28 protein-coding genes and 2 pseudogenes are annotated in these 22,161 nt (G+C 65.1%); 13 read left to right on the top strand and 17 right to left on the bottom strand.

Annotated elements, in window-relative coordinates:
* Positions 1-7: 7 nt before the first annotated feature.
* The 11 genes and pseudogenes from Q0O40_RS05930 to flgB form a co-directional block, all read right to left on the bottom strand.
* Positions 8-931 carry a flagellar biosynthesis protein FlgL gene (locus tag Q0O40_RS05930; RefSeq protein ID WP_295527436.1) on the bottom strand — a complete coding sequence of 308 codons (924 nt, stop codon included), beginning with the start codon at positions 929-931 and terminating at the stop codon, positions 8-10.
* A gap of 10 nt (positions 932-941) precedes the next feature.
* The gene (gene flgK / locus Q0O40_RS05925) at positions 942-2,279 is read right to left on the bottom strand and encodes a flagellar hook-associated protein FlgK (RefSeq protein WP_295527433.1); all 1,338 of its coding nucleotides are present in this window, start codon (positions 2,277-2,279) and stop codon (positions 942-944) included.
* 5 nt (positions 2,280-2,284) lie between these two features.
* Positions 2,285-2,584, bottom strand: coding sequence for a rod-binding protein (locus Q0O40_RS05920; protein WP_295527430.1), 300 nt, complete (start codon positions 2,582-2,584; stop codon positions 2,285-2,287).
* A gap of 14 nt (positions 2,585-2,598) precedes the next feature.
* Positions 2,599-3,708, bottom strand: a pseudogene (locus tag Q0O40_RS05915) (flagellar basal body P-ring protein FlgI).
* Between the two features lie 8 nt (positions 3,709-3,716).
* Positions 3,717-4,358: a flagellar basal body L-ring protein FlgH gene (locus tag Q0O40_RS05910; protein WP_295527427.1), complete on the bottom strand. Its 642-nt coding sequence runs from the start codon at positions 4,356-4,358 to the stop codon at positions 3,717-3,719.
* 107 nt (positions 4,359-4,465) lie between these two features.
* A complete protein-coding gene (flgG, locus tag Q0O40_RS05905) occupies positions 4,466-5,254 on the bottom strand; it encodes a flagellar basal-body rod protein FlgG (RefSeq protein ID WP_295527425.1) in 789 nt (262 codons plus the stop codon).
* A 33-nt stretch (positions 5,255-5,287) separates the two neighbouring features.
* Positions 5,288-6,028: a flagellar basal body rod protein FlgF gene (locus Q0O40_RS05900; protein WP_295527424.1), complete on the bottom strand. Its 741-nt coding sequence runs from the start codon at positions 6,026-6,028 to the stop codon at positions 5,288-5,290.
* Positions 6,029-6,040: 12 nt separating this feature from the next.
* Complete coding sequence (locus Q0O40_RS05895) at positions 6,041-6,853, bottom strand: flagellar hook-basal body protein (RefSeq protein WP_295527422.1); 813 nt, start codon at positions 6,851-6,853, stop codon at positions 6,041-6,043.
* A gap of 21 nt (positions 6,854-6,874) precedes the next feature.
* Entirely contained in the window at positions 6,875-7,174 is a 300-nt protein-coding gene (locus Q0O40_RS05890) for a flagellar hook capping FlgD N-terminal domain-containing protein (RefSeq protein WP_295527420.1), read from the bottom strand.
* On the bottom strand, positions 7,171-7,563 hold the full coding sequence (gene flgC, locus Q0O40_RS05885; RefSeq protein ID WP_295527468.1) for a flagellar basal body rod protein FlgC: 393 nt from the start codon (positions 7,561-7,563) through the stop codon (positions 7,171-7,173). Before flgC ends, Q0O40_RS05890 begins: the two co-directional genes overlap by 4 nt.
* 32 nt (positions 7,564-7,595) lie before the next feature.
* Entirely contained in the window at positions 7,596-7,943 is a 348-nt protein-coding gene (flgB, locus tag Q0O40_RS05880) for a flagellar basal body rod protein FlgB (RefSeq protein WP_295527418.1), read from the bottom strand.
* A 199-nt stretch (positions 7,944-8,142) separates the two neighbouring features.
* Here flgB and Q0O40_RS05875 point away from each other — a divergent pair, with 199 nt between their 5' ends.
* The 12 genes from Q0O40_RS05875 (at position 8,143) to Q0O40_RS05820 (ending at position 16,728) form a co-directional block, all read left to right on the top strand.
* On the top strand, positions 8,143-8,814 hold the full coding sequence (locus Q0O40_RS05875) for a MotA/TolQ/ExbB proton channel family protein (RefSeq protein ID WP_295527416.1): 672 nt from the start codon (positions 8,143-8,145) through the stop codon (positions 8,812-8,814).
* Between the two features lie 29 nt (positions 8,815-8,843).
* Entirely contained in the window at positions 8,844-9,293 is a 450-nt protein-coding gene (locus Q0O40_RS05870) for a hypothetical protein (protein WP_295527414.1), read from the top strand.
* A 43-nt stretch (positions 9,294-9,336) separates the two neighbouring features.
* Positions 9,337-9,837, top strand: a complete 501-nt coding sequence (locus Q0O40_RS05865; protein ID WP_295527412.1) for a flagella basal body P-ring formation protein FlgA — start codon at positions 9,337-9,339, stop codon at positions 9,835-9,837.
* Between the two features lie 85 nt (positions 9,838-9,922).
* Positions 9,923-10,243 carry a flagellar biosynthesis anti-sigma factor FlgM gene (gene flgM / locus Q0O40_RS05860; protein ID WP_295527410.1) on the top strand — a complete coding sequence of 107 codons (321 nt, stop codon included), beginning with the start codon at positions 9,923-9,925 and terminating at the stop codon, positions 10,241-10,243.
* The gene (locus Q0O40_RS05855) at positions 10,240-10,617 is read left to right on the top strand and encodes a flagellar protein FlgN (protein WP_367183721.1); all 378 of its coding nucleotides are present in this window, start codon (positions 10,240-10,242) and stop codon (positions 10,615-10,617) included. Before flgM ends, Q0O40_RS05855 begins: the two co-directional genes overlap by 4 nt.
* 95 nt (positions 10,618-10,712) lie before the next feature.
* On the top strand, positions 10,713-11,057 hold the full coding sequence (locus Q0O40_RS05850) for a transglycosylase SLT domain-containing protein (RefSeq protein ID WP_295527406.1): 345 nt from the start codon (positions 10,713-10,715) through the stop codon (positions 11,055-11,057).
* Positions 11,006-11,569, top strand: coding sequence for a hypothetical protein (locus tag Q0O40_RS05845; protein ID WP_295527404.1), 564 nt, complete (start codon positions 11,006-11,008; stop codon positions 11,567-11,569). Before Q0O40_RS05850 ends, Q0O40_RS05845 begins: the two co-directional genes overlap by 52 nt.
* A gap of 5 nt (positions 11,570-11,574) precedes the next feature.
* A complete protein-coding gene (locus Q0O40_RS05840; RefSeq protein ID WP_295527401.1) occupies positions 11,575-13,698 on the top strand; it encodes a flagellar biosynthesis protein FlhA in 2,124 nt (707 codons plus the stop codon).
* Positions 13,695-14,426 (top strand): sigma-70 family RNA polymerase sigma factor, encoded by a 732-nt coding sequence (locus tag Q0O40_RS05835; protein ID WP_295527399.1) that lies wholly within the window; start codon positions 13,695-13,697, stop codon positions 14,424-14,426. Before Q0O40_RS05840 ends, Q0O40_RS05835 begins: the two co-directional genes overlap by 4 nt.
* Before the next feature lie 62 nt (positions 14,427-14,488).
* A complete protein-coding gene (locus tag Q0O40_RS05830; RefSeq protein WP_295527397.1) occupies positions 14,489-15,271 on the top strand; it encodes an SDR family oxidoreductase in 783 nt (260 codons plus the stop codon).
* A gap of 194 nt (positions 15,272-15,465) precedes the next feature.
* On the top strand, positions 15,466-16,248 hold the full coding sequence (locus Q0O40_RS05825; protein WP_295527394.1) for an SDR family oxidoreductase: 783 nt from the start codon (positions 15,466-15,468) through the stop codon (positions 16,246-16,248).
* Between the two features lie 12 nt (positions 16,249-16,260).
* Positions 16,261-16,728, top strand: coding sequence for a DUF3237 domain-containing protein (locus tag Q0O40_RS05820; protein ID WP_295527391.1), 468 nt, complete (start codon positions 16,261-16,263; stop codon positions 16,726-16,728).
* Between the two features lie 344 nt (positions 16,729-17,072).
* Here Q0O40_RS05820 and Q0O40_RS05815 read toward each other — a convergent pair whose 3' ends face one another.
* From Q0O40_RS05815 to Q0O40_RS05790, 6 genes and pseudogenes are all read right to left on the bottom strand, one after another.
* Positions 17,073-17,789 (bottom strand): L,D-transpeptidase family protein, encoded by a 717-nt coding sequence (locus Q0O40_RS05815; RefSeq protein WP_295527390.1) that lies wholly within the window; start codon positions 17,787-17,789, stop codon positions 17,073-17,075.
* Positions 17,790-17,885: 96 nt separating this feature from the next.
* The gene (locus Q0O40_RS05810; RefSeq protein ID WP_295527387.1) at positions 17,886-18,674 is read right to left on the bottom strand and encodes a transglutaminase family protein; all 789 of its coding nucleotides are present in this window, start codon (positions 18,672-18,674) and stop codon (positions 17,886-17,888) included.
* An 82-nt stretch (positions 18,675-18,756) separates the two neighbouring features.
* Entirely contained in the window at positions 18,757-20,034 is a 1,278-nt protein-coding gene (locus tag Q0O40_RS05805) for a DUF418 domain-containing protein (RefSeq protein WP_295527385.1), read from the bottom strand.
* Positions 19,983-20,600 (bottom strand): SPOR domain-containing protein, encoded by a 618-nt coding sequence (locus tag Q0O40_RS05800; RefSeq protein ID WP_367183722.1) that lies wholly within the window; start codon positions 20,598-20,600, stop codon positions 19,983-19,985. The genes Q0O40_RS05805 and Q0O40_RS05800 overlap by 52 nt, the downstream gene beginning before the upstream one ends.
* A 183-nt stretch (positions 20,601-20,783) precedes the next feature.
* Positions 20,784-20,840: pseudogene (locus Q0O40_RS05795) on the bottom strand (hypothetical protein); the annotation flags it as partial.
* A 12-nt stretch (positions 20,841-20,852) separates the two neighbouring features.
* Positions 20,853-21,080: a hypothetical protein gene (locus tag Q0O40_RS05790; protein WP_295527383.1), complete on the bottom strand. Its 228-nt coding sequence runs from the start codon at positions 21,078-21,080 to the stop codon at positions 20,853-20,855.
* Positions 21,081-21,350: 270 nt separating this feature from the next.
* On the opposite strand from Q0O40_RS05790, the gene Q0O40_RS05785 reads away from it, so the two are divergent.
* A complete protein-coding gene (locus tag Q0O40_RS05785; RefSeq protein ID WP_295527381.1) occupies positions 21,351-22,076 on the top strand; it encodes a ParA family protein in 726 nt (241 codons plus the stop codon).
* Positions 22,077-22,161 lie beyond the last annotated feature (85 nt).

The raw sequence follows: 22,161 nt of genomic DNA, 5'->3' as shown, positions 1-22,161 counted from the left end.
AAAAGGCTTAACGGATAAGATCGAACAGCGACAGGCCGGCGAGCCGTGCAAAGCTCGACTGGCTGGCCTCAAGCACGGTGGAGAGCTGTTGCAGGCGGGCCAGCGAGGACGCGAGATCGGGCGCGCCGATATCCGCCTGCTCGGATGTTCGCGCTTCGCCCATGGCCTGCTGGCGTTCGGTGGAAAGGTCGATCCAGGTGAGGCGCGATCCGACAATCGTCTGCGCGGTGGTGATCGCATCAAGCCCATTGGCCAGCGATCCCAGCGCGCTGCCCGCGGCCGCAGCAGCCCCTGCGCCGCCCGCCTGCAACGTATCGGCCAGCGATTTCATCACCGCCAGAAGATCGGTGGAATTGCCCGCCGGATCATTGAAATTGAGAAATTCGGGACCGGTCAGGCTGCGGGCCACGCCTTGATCGTCGCCCAGCGATAGCGTGCCTGCAGTGCCAGTGCCGATATAGCTCGCGCTGCCAGCGGTGTTCAATTGATAAGCATCGCCCGGGCTGTCGCCGCCAAACAGCGCCTTGCCCGCGCTGTCGCGGGTATTGGCAAGGCTGACCAGTCCGCCGTGGATCTGGGCAAGCTCCGATCCGATGCTGGCGCGCTGGGTTGGCGACAATGTGGCGGAGGCCGCCTGCGTCGCCAGTTCCTGTGCGCGGATGGTGTAGTTGGCGAACTGATTGAGCGCGGTATCGACCAGATTGAGATCAACCGTGGCGCGCTGCGCGGCGGAGGTATCGATCTTGCCCAGCACCTCCAAACGCGACAGCGAACGCAGCCGCGATGCGGCCAACGGATCATCCGACGATGTCGTCAGCTTGATGCCCGAGCTGATCTGGCCCTGAATCTTCTCGGCCTGCGCGCGCAGCGATGCCAGATCGATCGTGGCCCGGTCGAAGAAAGCACTGGTGCTGGTGGAAGCGATGGTCATGCGCGCGGCCCTATCTGATCTGCAACAAGCTATCGAACAGGGCGGAGGCGACCTGCATCACGCGGCTCGAGGCCTGAAAGGCCTGCTGAAAGCGCAGCAGATTGGCCGCTTCGGTATCGAGATTGACCGCAGACTGCGATGACAGCGTGATCCGCGCCGAATCCGAAATGGTGGTCAGCGCATCGCGCGTAACGGTGCGCCCGGCCACCGTCGCCGAGACATCGAACAAGATGCCGTCCATGCGCCCGGCTGGATTGGTGGCCGTGAGCGCGGTACGCAGCGCGTCAAGGTTGCCGGTATCGCGGCTTTTGGCAGGCGAACCCGCCGGTGCGGTGGCGATCTTGGTGCCGTCGCTGGTGGCGAGCGCGAGGGTTGCAGCGCTGGTGCCCGAAAGCAGATTTTGCCCGGCACTGCCATCGAGCGCGACCCCGCCCGCCTGCACCGTGTTGACCGTCGTGACGATGTCCTGGGCCAAGGTATCCAGATCGCCGTGCAGCTGCGTAACCTTGTCCAGCGCCAAGGCCCGGCCGGCCAGCGCCCCCCCGCTGAGCGCCACCGGGTTGCCATCGAGAGCAAAACTGATCGTGCCGTTCGGCGCTGTGACCATGGTCATCGCGCCCGAAGTGCCGCCTGTGACCAGAGCCGGCGTCGTTAGCCCGCCCAGGCGCACTTCGACCGTGCCATCGGCAGCAAATGTCGTGTCGATATTGCCATAGTCGCTGAGGTTTGAGAGCAGGCGGTCGCGCTGGTCGAGCAGCGCGGTCTGGTCGCTGCTGGCGTCGGCGGCGCGGGCAAGGCGCAAGTTGGTGCGGCCGAGCTCAGCGGCGATCAGCGTGACCTGATTGACCCCATCGGTCGATTCAAAGCGCAGCCCGCTGGCCACGGCATCGAGCTCTTGCGCGGCGATTTGAAACGTAGCGGTCATCGTCCGCGCGCTTTCGATCACCGAGGCGCGCAGCGCGGTGTCGGTGGTATCTTCCTTCAGCTTTTGCACCGAAGATTCAAAGCCGAGGATCGAGGGATAGAGGTTAGAACGTTCGAGCGCGGATTCGGCATTTTGCAGGCCGGTTACTTCGGCATCGGCGCGCGCGGTATCGGCGCCGGTCCGCCGCACTTCGGCCTGGCGAAAGGCATCGACATTGCGCACCACCCGGTCAACCCGCACTCCCGAGAGCGAGACATCGCGCGGATTCTGATTGTAGCCGGTCGCGCCGACTTCGGCAAAGCCGACGCTGCGCCGAACATAGCCCTCGGTGGAGGCATTGGCGATGTTCTGGCTGGTGATATCCAGCGCGCTGCGCGCCGCCTTGGCGCCGCTCAGGCCGATCGAGAGGAGGTCAGACGACATCGCGCTCAGCCTTTCCCGGACGCAGGTTCTGCGGCCGCAGCGGCAGGCGGAAGCACCCGCGCCAGTTGCGCCTCAAGCTGGCGGGCAAGGCCGAAAGCGCCGGTGCCCGAGGCGATCTCGGCGAATCGTTCGTCGCGCATCTGGGTGAAAGTTTCGCTGGCCTGATTTCCGAAAAGGTCTTCGCCGCCAAAGCTGGTTTGGCGGGCGCTGGCCAGGATCTGGCGCAGGAAGATCGCTTCAAAGCCTTGAGCGGCCTTGCGCAGCGCGGCCCCCTCCGAGGTTTGCGGCTCGGATGCTCCCCGCACAGGCGCAACCGGGCTCATATGATTTCCATTTCGGCACGCAGCGCGCCCGCTTGCTTCAACGCTTCGAGGATCGCCACCAGATCGGACGGCGTGACCCCCAACTTGTTGAGCGCATCGACCAGCGAGGACAGGCTCGCGCCCGGCTTGAAAAAGGCGACGTGCGCAGGCTGCTCATCGAGCGAGATCTGGCTGGCCGGGGTGACGGCGGTCTGCCCGCGGCTGAGCGGCCCCGGCTGCGAAACCTGGGATTTCTCGTCGATCTTCACCACCATCTTGCCATGGCTGATTGCTGCGGGCGAAAGCCGCACCGCGCTGTTGATCACCACGGTGCCGGTGCGGCTGTTGATGATGACGCGGGCCGAGGTCTCGGCAGGAACGACCTCGATCATCTAGATCGCGGCCATCATGGTGGCGCGGGCGTTGCTGCCCGCCGCCAGCTTGAGCGCGAGTGTCATGCCATCATCGACCGACGCGGTGCCGGGAAAGCGCGCGTTGATCGCATCGCGGACCCGCGCTGCGGTCATGAAATCGGCGTTGAACAGGTTCCAGCGCAATGTCTCGCTGCTGTCAAAGCCGGTGGCGACGGCGCGTTCGACGCTCGCGCCTTCGGCGATCCGGCCGACGGTGGGGATATTGATATTGACCGAGCTGCCATCCTTGGCGCTCACGCCCAGCCCGCCAACCGCGAGATTGCCCTGCGCCATCGCGTAGATCTGGCCATCGGCGCCATAGAGCGGCGCGAGGATCAGCGCGCCGCCGCGCAGCGACTTGGCTTTGCCGATGGTCGAGACGGTCACATCGATGCGCTGGCCGGGTTTGGCAAATGCGGGAAGATCGGCAGTGATGAGCACAGCAGCGGCGTTCTTAAGCCCGGGCGAAACGCCGGGCGGCAATTGCACGCCCAGCCGCCCCGAAACACCGCGCATCGCCTGCGTCAGATATTCAAGATTGTCGTCGCCCGTGCCGGGCAGGCCCACGACCACACCGTAGCCGGTGAGCTGGTTGGTGCGCACGCCCTGAAACGCGCCGAGATCGCGCACGCGGTCGGCCAGCGCGGCCCCCGGCGCTAGCGCCAGCCACAGCGCGCCGAGGAACGCGCAGATCGAGGAGGATAAGCGGACCATAGTCATCCTCAAAACGGCGAAATCATGTTGAAGAACTTGCTGAACCAGCCTTCGCGGCTGGCGCGCCCGATCGATCCATTGCCGGAATATTCGATGCGGGCATCGGCCACCTGGGTCGAAGGCACGCGGTTATCGACATCGATATCGCCCAGGCGGACGATCCCCGATATCTGCACCCATTCCTGACCCTGGCTGAGCAACAAGCGCTTCTCCCCTTTGACAAGGGCCGTGCCGTTCGGCCGCACTTCGGCAATCGTCACCGCCACTTCGCCGCCCAGCGTGCTGGTCTGCGAGGCAGTTCCCTGACCATTGAACGACGAAGTGCCCGAAGCGTTAAGGGTAAAGCGGCTGAGGAAGGAGGCGATGCCGGTAGCGGGAGGCACGACATTCACTGCGCCGTTCTTCTGAGTCTTCCCCGCCGCCGATTTCGAACTGGTCAACTGCTCGACCAGTTGGATGGTCAGCGGATCGCCCACTGCCCGCGCCCGGCGGCCTTCGGCAAGGCCAGCGTATCCCGCCGAAACGTTGAAGATGCTGCCATCGGCGGCGCGCGGCGGCGGCGGCGCGGGCAGCGCAGCGGCAAAGCCGGGGGCTGGCTGGCTGCGCGCCTTGGCCGGCTGCGGCAAAGCCAGCAGGAGCGCCCCCGCCATTGGCAGGGCGAAAGCAAGCAGGCCCCAACGCCATGCCAATGGGGACGCGGAACCTGCCGCCTGCGAACGCGGATCGAATGCGGCATCAAACGGCGCATGGTGCAAGGTCATAGGGTCTGGTTCGCATTCTGCAGCATTTCATCGACCGCCTTGATCATCTTGGAATTGATCTCGTAGGCGCGCTGGCACTCGATCATATCGACCAGCTCTTCGACGACATTGACATTCGAGGCTTCGAGGAAGCCCTGGCGGATGTGGCCGCGCCCAAGATCGCCCGGCACGCCCACTTGCGCCGCGCCGCTGGCGGCGGTTTCGCGCAGGAAATTGTCGCCGGTCGATTGCAGGCCCGATGGATTGGCAAAGCTGGCAATCGTCATCTGGCCCAGCTGGCTCGGCTCGGTCGTGCCCGGCACCAGCGCGGAAACCGTTCCGTCGGGTGAGATCGTGATCGCGCCGGCGCCCTCGGGCACCGTGATCGGCGGCTGGACGACGTAGCCTTGCGCGGTCACCAGCTGGCCCTCGGCCGAACGACTGAAATTGCCGGCGCGGGTATAGCCCAGTTGCCCCCCCGGCAAAGCGACCTGAAAATAGCCTTCGCCGTCGAGCGCGAGATCGAGCGCAGTGCCCGTAGTTTGCAGCGTTCCCGCCGTATCGACCCGCGTGGTCGATTGAATGCCGACCCCGGTGCCCAGATTGAGCCCGGTGGCATATGCCGTTTCGCCCGAGGATTGCTGCCCGGCGACCCGCGCATCCTGATAGGCGAGCGTGGCGAAATTGGCGCGGTCGCGTTTGAAGCCGGTGGTGCCGACATTGGCAAGATTGTTGGCAATCACGCGCATGCGCGTATCCTGCGCTTCCAATCCGGTGCGCGCGACATGCAGGGCTGAGGATGGCATTAGCGGTTTCTCTCTTTACAAAGCTGGAGGGATTTACGTGATGCGCATCAACGACATGCTGCTTTCGTCGATCTCGCGCGCGGTCGCGACGGACTTGGCGCGCATGTCGAACAGGCGCTGCGCCTCGACCATTTCAACCAGCACGCTGGTGGGGTCGACATTCGATTGCTCAAGCGCGCCAGACTGCACTTTTGCCTCTTCGTCGGCTGGCAGCACCCCGCCGCCAACGACGCGAAAGAGCCCGTCGAGGCCCTTTTCGATCTTCGATCCTTCGATCGAGGCCAGTTTGAGCCTCGCCAGCAGTTGCGGCGGCTGATCCGGATTTTCGGGGCTGCTGGCCAAAACGCTGCCATCCGGGCTTATCGAGAGCTTGGCGCCGGGCGGTACGGTGATGGGTCCGCCATCGCCGATGACCGGCCGGCCATCGCCATTTTCCAGCACCCCTGTCGCGCCGATCAATAGATCGCCGCGCCGCGTATACGCCTCGCCGCCGTCTTCGGTCTGCACCGTCAACATGGTCCGGCCGGTCATCGCAATGTCGAGCGGATTGCCGGTCGGGATCATGGCGCCCTGCTTCATGCTGGCCCCGCGCACCTCACCCTCGGTCATCGCCCGCGCTTCCAGGCTCGGGCCTTTCAGCGTCATCGGCATGGCATTGAGCATTTCGGCGCGAAAGCCGGTGGTTTGCGCATTGGCCATGTTGCTGGCGATGACGCGCTGGCGCACCATCGAACCGGTCATCCCGGAATAGGCGGTGTAGATCAGACGGTCCATGTCAGCCTATCCTCAGCTGCGCAGCTGGATGATGGTCTGGGTAATCTGCGTAGAAGTATCGATCGCCTTGGCGTTGGCCTGGAAATTGCGCTGCGCAGTAATCAGGCCGACCAGTTCCTCGGCAATATCGACATTCGAGCGTTCGATCGCGCCGGACAGCAGCCCGCCATAAAATCCGGCATCGGGCTGGCCGTAGGCCGGGCTGCCAGAAATGCCGGTGGCCGACCAGTTGGACGAGCCTTCCTGCCGCAACCCACCGGGCGCGATGAAGGTGGCGAGGGCAACCTTGCCGACCACTTCGTTCGTGCCATCGGCAAACGAAACCGAGACATTCCCATTCTTGGCGATCGTCACCCCGGCAAACTGCGCGCCCGCCGCGTTCGTGGCCGGGATTTCGGCATCGATCAACGTCGTGCCCGTCACCACGCCAGCGGCGTCGGTGGGAAACACTTGCAGGCGATTGCCGATCCCGCGCTCGATAAAGCCATTGCCGTCGACCGAGAGCGCGCCGTTGCGCGTGTAGAGCGTATCGCCATTGAGCGAGGATTTGATGGTGAGGAAGCCATCACCGTTGATCGCGACATCGAGCGCAGCGCCGGTCTGCTCGATCGGTCCTTGCTTGAAGTTCTGGTTGATCGCCTCGACAGTCGCGCCGATGCCCTGGATCAGCTTGGGTTTGGTGAACGCGCTGCCAGCGACAATATCGGCAAACGCTACGGTGCTTTTCTTGAAGCCCACTGTCTCGGCATTGGCGATATTGTGGCTAAGCACGCTGAGATCGGTCTGCGCATTCTTAAGGCCATTGAGCGAGGTATAAAACGACATCGGTGAAATCCTTTGCTGGCGTTACGAAGGCAAAACCACATCGCCGGGCAGCACCCGGTCGAGCTTGTCCGATATCGAGGACAGCGTGTCCTTGATCGAATTGGTGGCGGAAAGGCTTGAGAACTGCGCGAGCTGCGCAATCATCTGGCTGTTGTCGATCGGCTCGGTCGGGTCCTGATTGTTCAGCTGGGTGGTCAGCAGCTTGATGAAATCTTCGCCGCCAAGCCCGCCAAGGCCGCTCTTCTGGTTGGTCGTGATGGCGGTGTTCGACACATTGTTCAGCGCGCTGAATTGATTGCCAAGTGGGTTAATTGTGGTCATTTCATCCTCATCGTTTCGAGCATCAGCTGTTTGGCCGTCTGCATGGCTTCGACCACGTTCTGGTATTGACGCGAGCTTTCCAGCATCTCGATCATCTCGGCGTTCTCATCGACGGGCGCGGCCCATACATCGCCATTGGCATCGGCGAGCGGATGATCGGGATTGTGGGTGCGCAGCGGCGCAGCGTTCTCGCGGATCAGCCCGCTGACGCGCACAGTGGAAAGGCCGGTGCGGGCATCGAGCTGCTGTGCAAAGACCGGGCGCACAGGGCGATAAGCCTCCTCTTCGGAAGCGGAAACGGTGCCTGCATTGGCCAGATTGGAGGCCGACGCGTTCATCCGCACGAGCTGCGCCGACATCGCACGGCCGGCCACCTCGAACAAAGTCATCGGATTGCGGTTCAAGGAATTGCCCATGGCCGTTATTCGCCCTTGATCGCGCGGGTTATTGTTTCGACCCGCCCGCGGATGAACGACAGCGTGGCGGAATAGCCCACCGCATTGTCGGCAAAGGCGGTCTGCTCGGTCGAGATTTCGACCGTGTTGCCGTCAAGGCTGGGCATGACAGGCACGCGATAAAGTGTGGCCCCGCCAATCGCGCTGGCCTCGCTTTTGCCTTCGGTGCGCGCCTTGAGCGCGGCGGCAAAATCGATATCCTTAGCTTTGTAGCCCGGTGTTCCGGCATTGGCGATGTTCGAGGTCAGCACGCCCATGCGCTGCGCCCGCAGCGCAAGCGCCATGCCGTGAATGCCAAATAGCCCCTCGCTCATCGTGTGCGATCCTTGCAATCGGTGTCCATGCAGGTGGGTTATGCAACAGCCATGCCAATTGCCCAAAGCCGCTGCGCAGCGGCGATCCGCAGCAAACCGGCGGCAGATTCTTGCCCATGACCGGCAAAATGTGGCCGAAGGCCTGAAGCAATGCGCCTGCATGCCGTTCTCAATGAACAGGAGGCCGCGCGAAAACCTTATGCCATCACCGCATCTGCTCGATCTGGCTTCGGCGGCAATTGTCGTTGGCGGCACGGTGCTTGCCACCGCGCTGCGCAGCGGCATCGAGGATTGCCGCAAGACAATGGCCGCGCTGGCTGCCTTGCCGCGCCGAAGCTTTGACGCCGCCAGTGTCCGCGCGATCATTGCGCCGATGGCCGCGAGGGTTCGCGCAGATGGCCTGCTGCGCGTGCAATTTCGCCCGCTGGGGGATCGCGGCTTCGACGAGGCGCTGGCGGTGCTGGTGCAAACGCGCTCGATTGCGGCGATGGCCAAGCAGCAAGCCGCCGGGCAAGCCGCCCGGCTCAGCGCCGCCGCAGCCGCCGCGCGCACGCTGGCGCAAGCGGCAGAACTTGGGCCAGTGTTCGGCCTCGCCGGCACGCTGATCTCGCTCAGCCAATTGCCCGCCGATGGCTTGGCGCGCGGCATGTTCATGGGGGCGATCTCGATGGCGGTGCTATCGACGCTCTATGGTCTGCTGCTTGCCAACATCGTGTTCGCCCCGCTGGCGCGCGCGGTCGAACGCCGGGCCGAAACCGAAGAGGAGGCGCGCCAAGCGCTGTTTGACTGGATGGTGAGCCAGCTTGAGCCGGAGTTTCCAGCCGAACGGCGCTTCATCGATCGCGAGAATCCGCCGCGCGTCGTGGCATGATTGGCCCTGTTGCCCCGCATACAGGCCCGATGGCTTCGGCTCCGGGCGGATGGCAGATCATTCTGGCCGATCTCGCGCTGATCATGTTCATGATCACTGCGGCGGCTTTGGCCAATGCGCCGGAAGGCCCGCAATCGCCGTTCAAGCCGAGCCCGGCGCCCAAACCAGCGCCCCCACCCAAAACCGTGCAACAAATCGCGCCCTCGCTGCGCGGCGAGCCTGTCGCGGTGTGGACAGACAGCGCAGGCGCACCGCCGCTGGCTGGCTGGCTGGCGAGCGAAGCGCGCGACGCGCGCCTTCGTCCCACGATCATCGTGCGTTTCGTCAAGGGCCACCAGGCCGCGGCCTTCGCGCGCGCAGAGGCGCTTTCCGGCGAAGCTGGCCTGCGCGCTACCGACGCGCGCATCGTGGTCGAGGCCGGCCCTGCCGATGGCGCGATTGTCGCGCTCGCCTATGATCAAGAGCAAGTGGCACGGTGATTGCTTTGCTGTGATCGAACCGCACTTCCCGAAAGTCTGACCGATGAACCCCGCCCGCCTGTTGCCCTTGATGCTCGCGCTTGCCGCCAGCCCTGCCCAAGCTGCGCCCGGCCAGTTCGCCAGCCTCAGCGCCATCGACAACGCGGTTGCCGCGTTCACCGGCCAGCCGATCGGCGTTTCTGGCGGGGCGGCGTTGCCGGTTGACCGCCGCTTGCGGCTGGCGGCTTGCGCGGCGCCGTTGGCGCTGGCTTGGCATGGCAGCGCGCACGCCAGCGTCAGCGTGTTATGCCCCGATGCCGGCAGCTGGCGCATTTTCGTGCCAGTCACCGCCGCCGCGCGGCAAGAACCAGCCACCGCGGCGGTCGAGCGCGGCGAGAACATCACGGTGGCCGTCGTCGGCGATGGTTTCACTGTCTCGCAGCCCGCAGAGGCGCTCGAATCCGGCCCGGTCGGCGCATGGATCCGGGTGCGCACCGGGCCCAAGACCAGCCCAGTGCGGGCCCGCATCATGCGTCCCGGACTTGCCGAAATGCCGGTCGAGTAGCCGATCCGGCAAAAATCCGCCGCCTGCCCTTAATGGGCTCCCCGCACCGCCGTCCTACCTCATGTAGAAGTGTAGGAGCGGTTCCATGTCATCTTTCGAAATCGGTGCAGCACGCCCGGTAGGCGCGGTGCAAGGCAAACCAGTCAATGCCCCGGCCAGTCTGGCGGTCAAGTCGGCAACGCCCAGCGCGGTGCCCGCCGAAAATGCGCAACCGGGGAACGTATCTTCCGCTAATGCGCCGCAGATTGCGACCAGCGATGCGGTCAAGGCGGGCGAGCCCCCGGTCGATGCCGAGCGCGTGCTGACCATCCGCCGCGCCATCGAAACCGGCAAGTATCCGATTACCCCCGCCAAGATTGCCGACGCGATGATCGCGGCTGGCATTCTTTTGAGGAGCCATCAGTGAGCCCGCAAGTCCAGCAACACCTCGCCGCTTCCGCGCCGATCCGCCGGCCCATCGAACTGCGCGATACGCTTCGGCAGATGCTTGCCGTGCTGGAAGACGAACGGCATGCGCTTGCCGGGCTTGATGTCGATGTGATCATGGGCTGCACGCTCGATAAGAGCGCGCTGTGCGGCAGGCTTGATACTACCGCGCGCGAAGCGGTGGACGAGGAATGTCGCGGGCTGCTTGATGCGGCCAAGCGGCTGAACGAGGCAAACCGGCGCGTCCGCAATCTGATTGCGGCAAATGTCGCGGCGCGGCTTGACGCGATAACCGGCCAGCAAGCGATTTACCGCGCGCACCCGGCCGCTGTTCGCATTGGCCGAATCCGCTGATCGGCTAAGCCGGATGCGCGATGTGCCGCGTTTGGCACGGTGTTTGCTGATCCCACTTCGATCGCCTGTTTCCGGCAGATCGAAAGGGCCACACCTTGAGTTCGCCAACCCTGATTGCAACTCCGCCGCCTCGGCCATCGTCCCCGGCCCGCACCAGCGGTTCGGGTGAAGTGCACGGCGCCATCGCCCGCGCCGCTGAAGCGACCGGCGTCGATTTCAATTATCTGCTGGCGCAGGCCCGGATCGAATCGGGCCTCAATCCTGCGGCGCGCGCCGCCACTTCGAGCGCGGCCGGGCTTTATCAATTCACCGGCGGCACCTGGATGGAAACGCTGGGCCGCCACGGCGCAGACTATGGGCTTGATCGCTCCGCCATCAATGCCCCGGCATGCGCGCGCAGATGCTTGCGCTGCGCGGCGATCCTCAGCTTTCGGCGCTGATGGCCGGCGCGCTGGCCAATGACAATCGCAACGCGCTGAGCGGGGTGCTGGGCCGCGCGCCTGACCACGCCGAACTCTATCTCGCGCATTTCCTCGGCGCAGATGGCGCGGCCAAGTTCCTCGCCGCGCTCGATGCCGATCCTGCGCAAAGCGCCGCCGCCCTTCTGCCCAAAGCCGCCGGGGCCAACCACGCGATTTTCTTCAGCGGCAATGCGCCGCGTTCGGTCGGCGCGGTGATGGACTTGCTGCGCGGCAAGATGGACGCGGCCATGGGCGGCAATGCCGTGCAGGGTGCGCCATCTTTTGCCGCTGGTGTGCCGGCCCCTCCCGCGTTCAGCGGCGGCCCGATCGCGCAGGAATATCAATCCGCCGCCAGCGCTGCCCCAAGTACTTCCCCGCGTGCCGCTTCGATGGCCGATACCTTGCGCACCGCCTTTGCGCTGGGTGAAGGCACCGCAGCGCCCGCCCATGTCCGCGCGGCCTATGGCCAATTGCGCGCGCTCGGGATTTAGCGGCAGTGCTCAAACGCTTCGGCAGTCCCCGCGCGCTCGCGCTCCCGACCGGCATTCTCACGCTTATCGCGCTGATGATCGTGCCGATCCCCGCGTTCATGCTCGACATGTTCTTCGTGCTCAACATCGCGCTGTCGGTCGCCATCCTGATGGCCGCGATGAACGCGGAAAAACCGCTCGATTTCTCCTCGTTCCCCTCGGTCCTGCTATTCGCCACCTTGCTGCGCCTGTCGCTCAATGTCGCCTCCACCCGCATCGTGCTGGTCATGGGCCACGAGGGCGGCGCGGCGGCGGGCCAGGTCATCGAAAGCTTCGGCGAGTTTCTGATCGGCGGCAATTTCGCGGTCGGGCTGTTCGTGTTCATGATCCTGATGATCATCAACATGGTCGTCGTCACCAAGGGCGCGGGCCGCGTCTCCGAAGTGTCCGCGCGCTTCACCCTTGATGCCTTGCCCGGCAAGCAGATGGCGATCGATGCCGATCTCGCCGCCGGGATCATGGGCGCCGACGAAGCCAAGGCGCGCCGGGTCGAAGTGGCGACCGAGGCCGATTTCTATGGCTCGATGGACGGCGCAAGCAAGTTCGTCAAAGGCGATGCCATTGCCGCGTTGCTCATCCTCGCGGTCAACATCATCGCCGGCTTCTGCCTTGGCATGCTTAGCCACGGGCTGACCGCCGAAGAGGCCGCCCAGCGCTATATCACCCTCGCGGTGGGCGATGCGCTGGTGGCGCAGGTGCCCTCGCTGCTGCTCTCCATCGCCGCCGCCGTGATCGTCACGCGTGTTTCGGATGCCCGCGATCTCACCGGCCAGATCGGCGGACAGTTCGCGCAGCCAAGCACATGGTTGCCGGTCGCGGTCATCCTCGGCGCGATCGGCATGATCCCGGCGATGCCGCAGATGGTATTCCTCCCCGCATCGGGCCTCGCGTTCTGGCTGTGGTGGACGCTCAAGCAGCGCGCAGACCGTCCCGCGCCGATCATTGTCGCCCCTGTCGAAGCGATCGACCCCGCGCGCATTATGCTTGATGACGTATCCGATCATACGCTGGTCACGATCGAACTGGGCTACGGCCTCGTCCATCTGGTCGACGAAAAGCGCGGCTCGCCGCTGGTCTCGCGGATCACTGGGGTGCGCAAACAGCTGAGCCAGTCGTTCGGCTTCATCGTTCCGCAATTTCGCGTGCGCGATTCGCTCGATCTGCCCCCCAACGCCTATCGCATTCTGCTGGGCGGCGTGATGCTGGGCAGCGCCACGATCCGCCCCGACAAGGTGCTCGCCATCGATGCGGGCGAGGCGCGCGCGAACCACGGGCTGCGCGGCGAGGAAACGCGCGACCCCAGCTTCGATTGCCCCGCCATCTGGATCGACGCGGCGCAGCGCGATCATGCCATCGCCGAAGGCTTCCTCACCGTTGATGCCGGCACCGTCGTCGCCACCCATCTCAACCAGCTTTTGGGCGATCGCCCCGCCGCGCTGCTCGGCCCCGATGAAGTCCGCGCGATTATCGATGGCGTGCGCGAACGCGCCTCCAGCCTGGTCGAGGCGATTCACCCCCAGCCACTCTCGCTCGGCGCGCTCACACGCCTGCTGCGCGCGCTGCTCGAAGATGGCATCAGCATCGCCCACCCCCTGCCGATCCTGGCCGCATTGGGCGAGGGCGTCCTCCAGACTACTGACCATGACCGCCTCGTCGATCTCGTTCGCGCCGAGCTAGGCGGGCTCATCACCGCGCGTATCTGCGGGCCGGACGATCGGCTCGGCGTGCTCACGCTCGAAGCCGGCCTAGAACAGATGATCGTGGGCGGGATGCACGATCCCACGACTGGCCAGCCGGTGATCGAACCCGATCTGGCGCGCGCCATCGCGTCCCGCATCGGCGAAATCCTGGCGCAGCGCGGCCCCGCCGCGCCGCCGCTGGCGCTGATCGTTCAGCCCCGCGCGCGCCGCGCGCTCGCGGCGTTGCTGCGCCAGCGCACGCCGCACTGCTTGGTCCTGTCCATTTCCGAACTGCCGCCTGCCCAGCCGATCGAAGTCATCGACGTGATCGGCGGGGAAACTCCTTCGCAACAAGAACTACCGGCACTGGCGCATCAGCCAGAGCTGCAGCCTGAGGGCCTTGCCGCATGAACTACAATCACCGCAGCTTCGCCGCGGCCCGTGCCTATCAGGGCGGCGCGGCCGACCGCATCCGCCGCTTTCTGCCCATGGTCCGGCGGCTCGCTTGGCATGTCCACGGCTCGGGCCGCGCAGGGATGGAGATCGACGATCTGGTGCAGGCCGGGCTGGTCGCGCTCACCGAATGCGCGCAGCGCCACACCGGGCCGACCGAGGATGGCTTTGCCGCCTATGCCAAGCTGCGCGTGCGCGGCGCGATGGTCGATCTGGTGCGCCGCTCCACCCCGCTCTCGCGCGCCGCGTCCGACAAGCGCCGCCTGCTGCGTGAACAGGCCGCGGCGCTGGCGGGCAAGCTGGGCCGCGAACCGAACGACACCGAGCTTGCCGCCGCGATGGGGATGTCCGCCACCGAGCTTGCCGATCTGCGCACCGCGAGCGAACCCTTGCGTTTCGAAACCATCGACGATGCTTATTCCGATAGCGATATGGCCTTTGCCGACAACCGGCCAAACAGCTTTGCCCTGCTCGCCGATCAGGAAACCCGCGAGCATGTGACAGACGCCATCGCCAGCCTGCCCGAGCGGCTGCAGATGGTCATTCAGCTCTATTTCGTCGAGGAACTGAACCTCGCTGAAATCGCCGAGGCGCTGGAGGTCAGCGTGCCGCGCGTCCATCAACTGAAAGCGCAGGCGCTCGACAAGCTGCGCGCCGCGCTGGGCGAGGCTTACACCTTGCTCTGATCCCGCTTGCGCCTGACCCCCGCCCCTGCTTAATCATACGGTTAAAGAAGGAGAACACGGGGATGAGGATAGATTCGAGCGTGAGCGCCGTCGTTACAGGCGGAGCCTCAGGCCTTGGCCGAGCAACGGCAGAGGCACTTGCCGCCGCAGGCGCGAAAGTCGCCATCTTCGATATCAACGAAGAGGCCGGTGAAGAAGCCGCAGCCGCCATCGGCGGCCTGTTCTGCAAGGTCGATATCACCAGCGAACAATCGGTGCTCGATGGCCTCGCCAAGGCGCGCGCCGCGCATGGGCAAGAGCGCGTCTGCGTCCACTGCGCGATGACCAGCCGCCGCGGCAAGACCCTGAGCCGCGACCGCGAAACCGGCACCTACACCCGCCTCTCGACCGAAGACTATGAATACGCCGCACAAGGCATCCTCGTTGCCAGCTACCGCATCGCCTCGCTCAGCGCACTGGGCATGACCGCGCTCGATCCGCTCGACGACGGCGAGCGCGGCGCAATCGTGCTCACCGCCTCGGTCGCAGCGCAAGACGCGCAGATCGGGCAGGTCGCCTATGGCTCGCTCAAAGCCGGGGTCAACGGCCTCGTTCTGCCGATGGCGCGCGATCTGATGGACCTTGGCATCCGCGTCAACGCGATCATGCCGGGCATCTTCAACACGCCCTTGCTCGGCCGCCTGCCCGAAAAAGTGCTCGACAGCCTCAACGCCTCGGTCCCCTTCCCCAAGCGGCTCGGCAAACCCGAGGAATTCGCCAGCCTCGCGCTCGAACTCGTCCGCAACGCCTATTTCAACGGGCAGGCGATCCGGCTCGACGGCGCGATCCGCATGGCACCGCGCTAAAACCAAGTACCTCCCCGGAACGGGGAGGGGGGCGTAGCCGGGAAAATGGCCTGCCGGGGGCAGGCCATCCGGCGAAGCCGGGCGCGCCAGCGCGCCCGTGGCCGTAGAATGGTGGAGGGGCACGTTCAGGTTGGCGCTTGCTAGCCACGAAAGGTACCGTACTCTGCTGAATAAACAAAACCACGGAGGATGCGATGAACGACATAACCACTGCGCGCGCAATTTTCATCACCGGAGCAGCCTCCGGCATCGGGCTTGAAACCGCGCGCCGCTTCGCCGCCAAAGGCTGGCGCGTCGGCCTCTGCGACCGCAACGAAGCGCCGTTGGCGAAAGTCCAGGAGGAGCTGGGCGAGCCAGCCCAATCCTTCGTCGCCGACGTGCTCGATGCAGGTGGACTGGCCACCGCCATCGCGGCCTTTGCCGAAGCCTCGCACGGAAAGCTCGATGTCCTGTTCAATTGCGCCGGTATTCTCGACATGCGCACTTTCGCCGATACACCGCTCGAAAAGCTCCATGCCGTCATGGATGTCAACGTGAACGGCGTGGTCAACGGCATCCACGCCGCGCTGCCTTTCCTGCGCAAAGCGCCGGACGCCCGGATCATCACGATGAGCTCGGCCGCATCGATCTATGGGCTTCCCGAACACGCGATCTACTGCGCGAGCAAGTTCGCCGTGCGCGGCCTGACCGAAGGGCTCAACATCGAACTGGAAGCCGAAGGCATCTGGGTTTGCGACATCATGGTGGCTTACGTGAAGACCCCCATGGTCCTCGCCGCCGACCACCCTTCGAAGACAATCGAGCTGCTCGGCGTCAACGTCACCCCCGAACAGGTGGCCGAAACGGTCGAAAAGGCCGTGAACGGCAAACAGGTTCACTGGCTGGTCACCGAAGGCGACGAACAATTCGCCGCCCTCTTCGCCCAGACCGCATGGGAAGACCGCCCTGCGCTGGCCCGCCAGATCACCGGTTACTGAAAGGGAACACCAATGGCCTTATCCGGCACGCTGCTTTACGAAGCGCATTTCGATCTTGCTGATCCCATCGCAGTAGGCCCGACCCCGGAAGGTTACCGCGCGATCAATTGTATAACCGGCGGCACATTCAAGGGCGAACGCCTCAGCGGCACATTCCTGTCCCAGGGCGGCGCTGACTGGGTCAAGATCCGCGCAGATGGCTCGATCGCGGTCGATGTCCGCGCCTGCGCGCAAACCGACGACGGCGCGCTGATCTACATTACTTATCTGGGCCGAATCGTTATCCCCCCTGAAATTCAGGCGGCAGTGCTCGACACGAGCGCCGCCGACCGCCCCGACCCCTCACAGTATTACTTCAGAGTCGCGCCGCTGTTCGAAACGGCAAGCGAAAAGTACGCCTGGCTCAATCACATCTGCGCCGTCGGCGTTGGCAGCATCGTGCCAGGCGGCGTCGAATACCGGGTCTACGCGGTCGATTAATCCGCTCGCCCCCCTTCCCCCTCGATGGGGGAAGGATACCGCAGCTTGCGGGCTCGCCCGCTAGCGAAGGTTGGATGGGGGTGCCTTTCCTACACGGCGCAAACCTGCAAGAATGCTGCTCCCCGCTCTTTGATCCTGTAAACTTGCCGCGAAACGCGCAGAGTGTCACCTTGTCACTCTCGCGGCATATCTATTTGTTTCAAATATATTTTTCCGCCACCAGAAAAGGTTACACAGTGTAAACTCTGTCACCTTTTCTCCCCCTTCCCCCTCGATGGGGGAAGGATGCCGCAGCTTACGGACGCAGTCCGTTAGCGCAGGCTGGATGGGGGTGACCGCCGCCCCTACGCCCCCGGCAAAATCGGATCGCCAACCCCAATCCGCTGGCCGTCGGTGATGATCACCTTGTCGCCAAGGCTGACCTGTTCGAACAGGCGCTTGGCAAATTCGTTGGGCACGCCGACGCAGCCGTTGGTGGCATAGCCGCGTTCCACCTTGGCGCCGTGGATCGAGACGCCGTCGTTGGTCAGCCGCATCATATAGGGCATCGGCGCATCATAGATGCTGGAGATGTGGTCCGCGTCCTTTTGCGTGATCGGGAAAATGCCGGTGGGCGTCGGTTTGTCGCCGAAGCCGCGCAGGATCGCCGCTGCGCCGATCTCATGCCCGCCGCGAAACACCGAGATCGTGCGCGCCTGAACATCGACGGTGATCACCAGCGGGCCTGAGCGCGGGCCATCCGGCGCTTTGCTCTCATCCCAGAAATACTGCCCGAACTTGATCGGCCCGTCGATCTTGAGGATCGATTTGATCACGAAGGGGCTTTCCGGCGCGGGGTTTGGCGCAGGGCTGGGCTTGGGGCTGGGTTTGCCGGCAACCGGCTGCGCCGCCGCGCCGGCGGGCGGGGCGCTGTCTTGCGCGCGCCACTTGGCCGTCACATACTGCGCAAGATCCGCGCCGACATGGAAGGCCAGCACCGAGGCGAGCGACATCGCGGCAAAACCCAGCCCGGCGCGCACCCAGTGCAGCCGCAAGAAGGCCATCAGTCCGCTCGCATTCATACCCGCCACGCGCTCCCTGCCAATCCCGGGCGCCAGCTATACCGCTCAGCCGTTAACGATCTGGATCATGCCCAAATCGTGCACGGGCTGCGAGCCTTATTCGCTGACCAGAATTTCCATGCTGCGCAATTCGGCATTGCCAAAGCTGGTGAGGAAGCTGGTATCCGAAGCATCGCGCCCCACCCCGATGCGCGCGAAAGTGGCGGCATCGACCATCCCGGTTGCGTCCACCAGATGCCAGCCGCCTTGCCCGGCGGCGTCGGCCAGATACACCTCGGCAACCGCATGAAAGTCTTGCGGCTTGACCTTGGGGCCATAGCCGCTGGCAAAACGCGCCGGGATGGCGGCGGCGCGTGCGAAGCAAATCAGCGTGTGGGCAAAATCGCGGCACACACCGCGCCCTTCGACAAAGCTGTCCACCGCAGTGGTCTGGGCATTGCTCGATCCGGAAACGTAGCGATAATGCGCCGCAATCCAATCGCGCAGCGCGCGGATCTTCTCGCCCCCTTCCAGCCCTTCGAACCCCTCCTCGACGAAGGGGACGAATCGGCTGGCGGCGCAATAGCGCGAATCCAGAAGGTAGGGCACCGCCTCGCCCGGCAGCTGGTGCGGGGCAACGGCGATCAACCCGCCAAGGTCCGCCGCTGCGCGCGAAACCTCCACAGCCGCCCGATACGTAACCTCGAATAAGCCTTGATGATGCAGCCAGATGCGGGTGCCGATCCCATCCTGCGCGGCCACGCGGCGAAGGCTGGCGCACGGCGTGTGTTCCAGCGCCGCCTCGATCAGCCGCTGGTCCGCCTCGGCGGCGGCTTCGATCTGCAGCAGGATATCGGTCGGCTCGGGGCAGTGCCAGGAAAGCCGGGTCGCAAGGGAAAGTGGCATGAGGGCCTTGGTGCGGGCGGCAAGTGCCCTCTTGGCAGACTACTTAGCGTTGGTTTCGCCGCGATGAAAGCGGCGCAGCGTTCTATCGCCCGAAAACGCGGCCCTCGCCCCACCATGTCAGCTTGCGCCACAGCGCCTCCATCGGGCCGATGCCGAAGCGGGCCAGCCATGCCTCGGGCCAGGCGAGCATCGCGGCCCAGCCCAGCACCACGCACGCGGGCAACCAGCCGCGCGGCATTTCCGGGCCAAGGCCAAGGCCCCAACCGGAAAAGATCGCGCACATCAGCAGCGTTGTGCCCAGATAATTGGTAAGCGCAGTGCGCCCCGCCCCCGCGATCCGCTGGCCTGCGCGGCTGCGCTCCAGCCGCGGAAAGGCCAGCAGCAGCGCGGCGGCATAGCCTAGCGCCATCAGCAGGTGCGGCACAGCGGTGAGCGCGCCGAGCATGGCAAACATCGCGCGCGGCGGAAAATCATGCTGCCATATCCAGCCGAGCAGCGCCAAGGAGATCGCGCCGCCCCCGCCGATCCCGCCCCATGCCAGCTGCCGCAGCGTCTGACGGCTCCAACCTCCGCCGAAAAAGCCGCTTCCATAAAGTGCCATGCCCAGCAGAATGAGCGGAAACGTCTCGGTCAGCGTCGCCAGCGTCGTCTCGAACGGCAGCAACGGCGCGTTGGCCAGCCTGAGCCCGATGGCCTGACCAAAGCCGGCGTTGAGGATGCGCGTATCGAGCGCCATCGAGGCAGCGATACGTTGCATCATCGCCGCCTGGTCGGCCATTTCGGCGGTGCTGGCCCGGCCCGCCAGCACCCGGGCTTCGGCGGCGATGCCGGCCAGATCGCCGATCGCGGCCAGCCCGTGGCTGAAGACAAACAGCATCAGCCCGAACGCTGCCAGCCCGGCAGGCGGCATCCGCCGCAGCGCCAGCGCGAGCAGCCCGCTTAGCGCATAGGCAAACAGGATATCGCCCCACCACAGCAGCAAATAGTGCGCATAACCGATCAGCGCGAGCCAGCACAGGCGGCGGGCCTGCGCCAGATCGCCGTTCGCGCCGCGCCGCTCCGCCGCTTCGATAAACAGGATCAGGCTGGCGCCAAACAGCACCGTGAACAGCGCGCGCATCTTGCCTTCGAACAGCACGAAGGCGGTGGCATACCACGCCGCCGCGCCGGGCTCCGCGCGCGGCCATAGCGGGCTGAACGTGGCCAGCTGCGGGCCCCAGAAGCCCGTGACGTTGATGGCCAGAATCCCCAGCAGCGCGAAGCCCCGGATGAAATCAATGACCGCAATGCGGCCCGCAGGCTGCGCGATCAGGGTGCGACCAAAAGGCAGGCGAACCCGCCCGCCTTCAACACGCTGCACGCGCGCTCGGCGGCGCTTTGGGTATAGCCTCCCGCGAGCAGACGGGTGATCGGCGAGCCCAGATCGATGCGCGCGTGCCCGGCGATTTCGGGGCGGTTCCTGAGCTTGGCCCACAAGGCGTCGGCATTGGCTTTCTGGCCAAACGCGCCAAGCTGGATGCGCCACTTGCCCCCGCCCGTACTGGTGCTGTTGCTGGTGCTGGCCGCAGGCTTCGGTGCAGTCTGCGCGGCAATCTGCGTTGCCGGTTTGGGCGGTGAGACCTTTCGGGGCGGCGGCGGCGGCGCGGCAACAGGCGGGGCAGCGGGCTCCGTCCCTGCCTCAGCGCCAACAGATGCTGGCGGCAAATCCACCGTCTTCAGCGGGGCGGCCCAAGCGCGCGGCGTTGGCTGCGCGGGCGTTCCCAGATCGACGGCAGCAAGCTGGCGGGACCGCTGATCTTCTGCCTGGCGCTCAAGATCGGCGGCGAGCGAGGCCCCCATCTGGCGCTGCGCGAGCGGGATAGTCTCGTTCATTGTTGTCAGGCTGGTCACGGCTTGCGCAAGGCCGGTCCCTGCTGCCCGCGTCATCAAGGCATAAGCCCGCACCCAATCTTTGGCGGCGAAATCGCCATTGAACGCAGCGACGCCCAGAACATACATGGCGCGCGGTTCGCCGCGATCGGCGCTGGCTTCGAGCCACGGCAAGGCTTCTCCTTGCCGACCGGCCTGGAACAGCAGGATACCGCAGTTATCGGCTGCACGAACGTGGCCAAGTCTGGCCGCCTTGCTGTAGCATTCCTCCGCCTTGGCAATATCCTTGGGCACGCCGCGGCCTAGTTTCTAGGCTTGCCCCATGTTGAACAGCGCATCGGCATCACCCTTGGCCGCAGGCCCGGTCCACGCCTTGACCGCGGTCGCATAGTCGCCGCCCGACCAGGCATCGACCCCGGCCCGCACTTGCAGCGCATAAGGCGCAGGCGCTGCTGGGGCAGCGGCGGCCGCCGCCAAATGACATCCGGCGATGCCGATGGCAGCCGCCCCCAGCACCCTGATCACAACTGCGCGCATTGCGGGTCGCCCCTCCCAATGGTCCCCCGCATCGGCGAGGATTTAGTTAACGATGCCGCGCGCTCTGGCTCGAAGCAAGCGTCGGTGTGGCCCGGCGCGGCAGCTTTCTATAGTATCGCCACGGTAAATGACGCGTTAGCGAAGATTTACCCATAGCAAGCCGCACAAAACAGGCTTTCTGCAGAATGCCGCGCGCGACATTAACCAAAAGTTGACGGAGTTCTGCGATTTCTCTGGGCGAGACCGATACGGGTTTTGCAGGGGGTTATCGTGCGGGTACTGGCGTTGGCATCACAGAAAGGGGGCTCTGGCAAAACAACTTTGTCTGGTCACCTTGCCGTCCAGGCGCAGCGCGCCGGCGCCGGCCCAGTCGTTTTGATTGATATTGATCCCCAAGGCTCGCTCTCTGATTGGTGGAATGAACGTCAGGCCGATTTTCCCGCATTTGCCCAGACAACAGTAGCGCGCCTTGCCAGCGATCTGGGTGTTCTGCGCCAACAGGGCTTCAAACTGGCCGTTATCGATACCCCGCCTGCCATCACCCTTGCCATCCAGTCGGTCATCGCGGTCGCCGAACTCATCGTCGTGCCCACCCGCCCCAGCCCGCATGACTTGCGCGCTGTCGGTGCCACTGTGGACTTGTGCGAGCGCGCCGAAAAGCCGCTGATTTTCGTCGTCAACGCCGCCACAGCCAAAGCCAAGATCACCTCGGAGGCGGCCGTCGCGCTTTCTCAGCATGGCACCGTGGCCCCGGTTACGCTGCATCACCGCGTCGATTTCGCCGCATCGATGATCGATGGCCGGACGGTCATGGAAGTCGATCCGTCGGGCCGCTCCGCCGCCGAAGTGGCGGCGTTGTGGACTTATATTTCGGAGCGCCTCGAGAAGAACTTCCGGCGCACCGTCTTTGCCGTGCCGCCATCGTCTGCTGCTACTGCCGCTTCTGGTTCACCGCGCCCAACCGGCGGCTTCGGCCGCCGGGTCATTGGCTCATAAGCGGGAGCGACAAAGCCATGAACGAGACCAAATCCTTTGCATCGCTCAGCCCCAGCCTGCTGGCCCGCAAAGGCGCAGCGCGCCC

This window comes from Novosphingobium sp. Chol11 (assembly GCF_945870625.1).
In the GTDB taxonomy this organism is placed as follows: Bacteria; Pseudomonadota; Alphaproteobacteria; order Sphingomonadales; family Sphingomonadaceae; genus Novosphingobium.
This window is presented reverse-complemented; position numbering and strand designations above follow the sequence as displayed.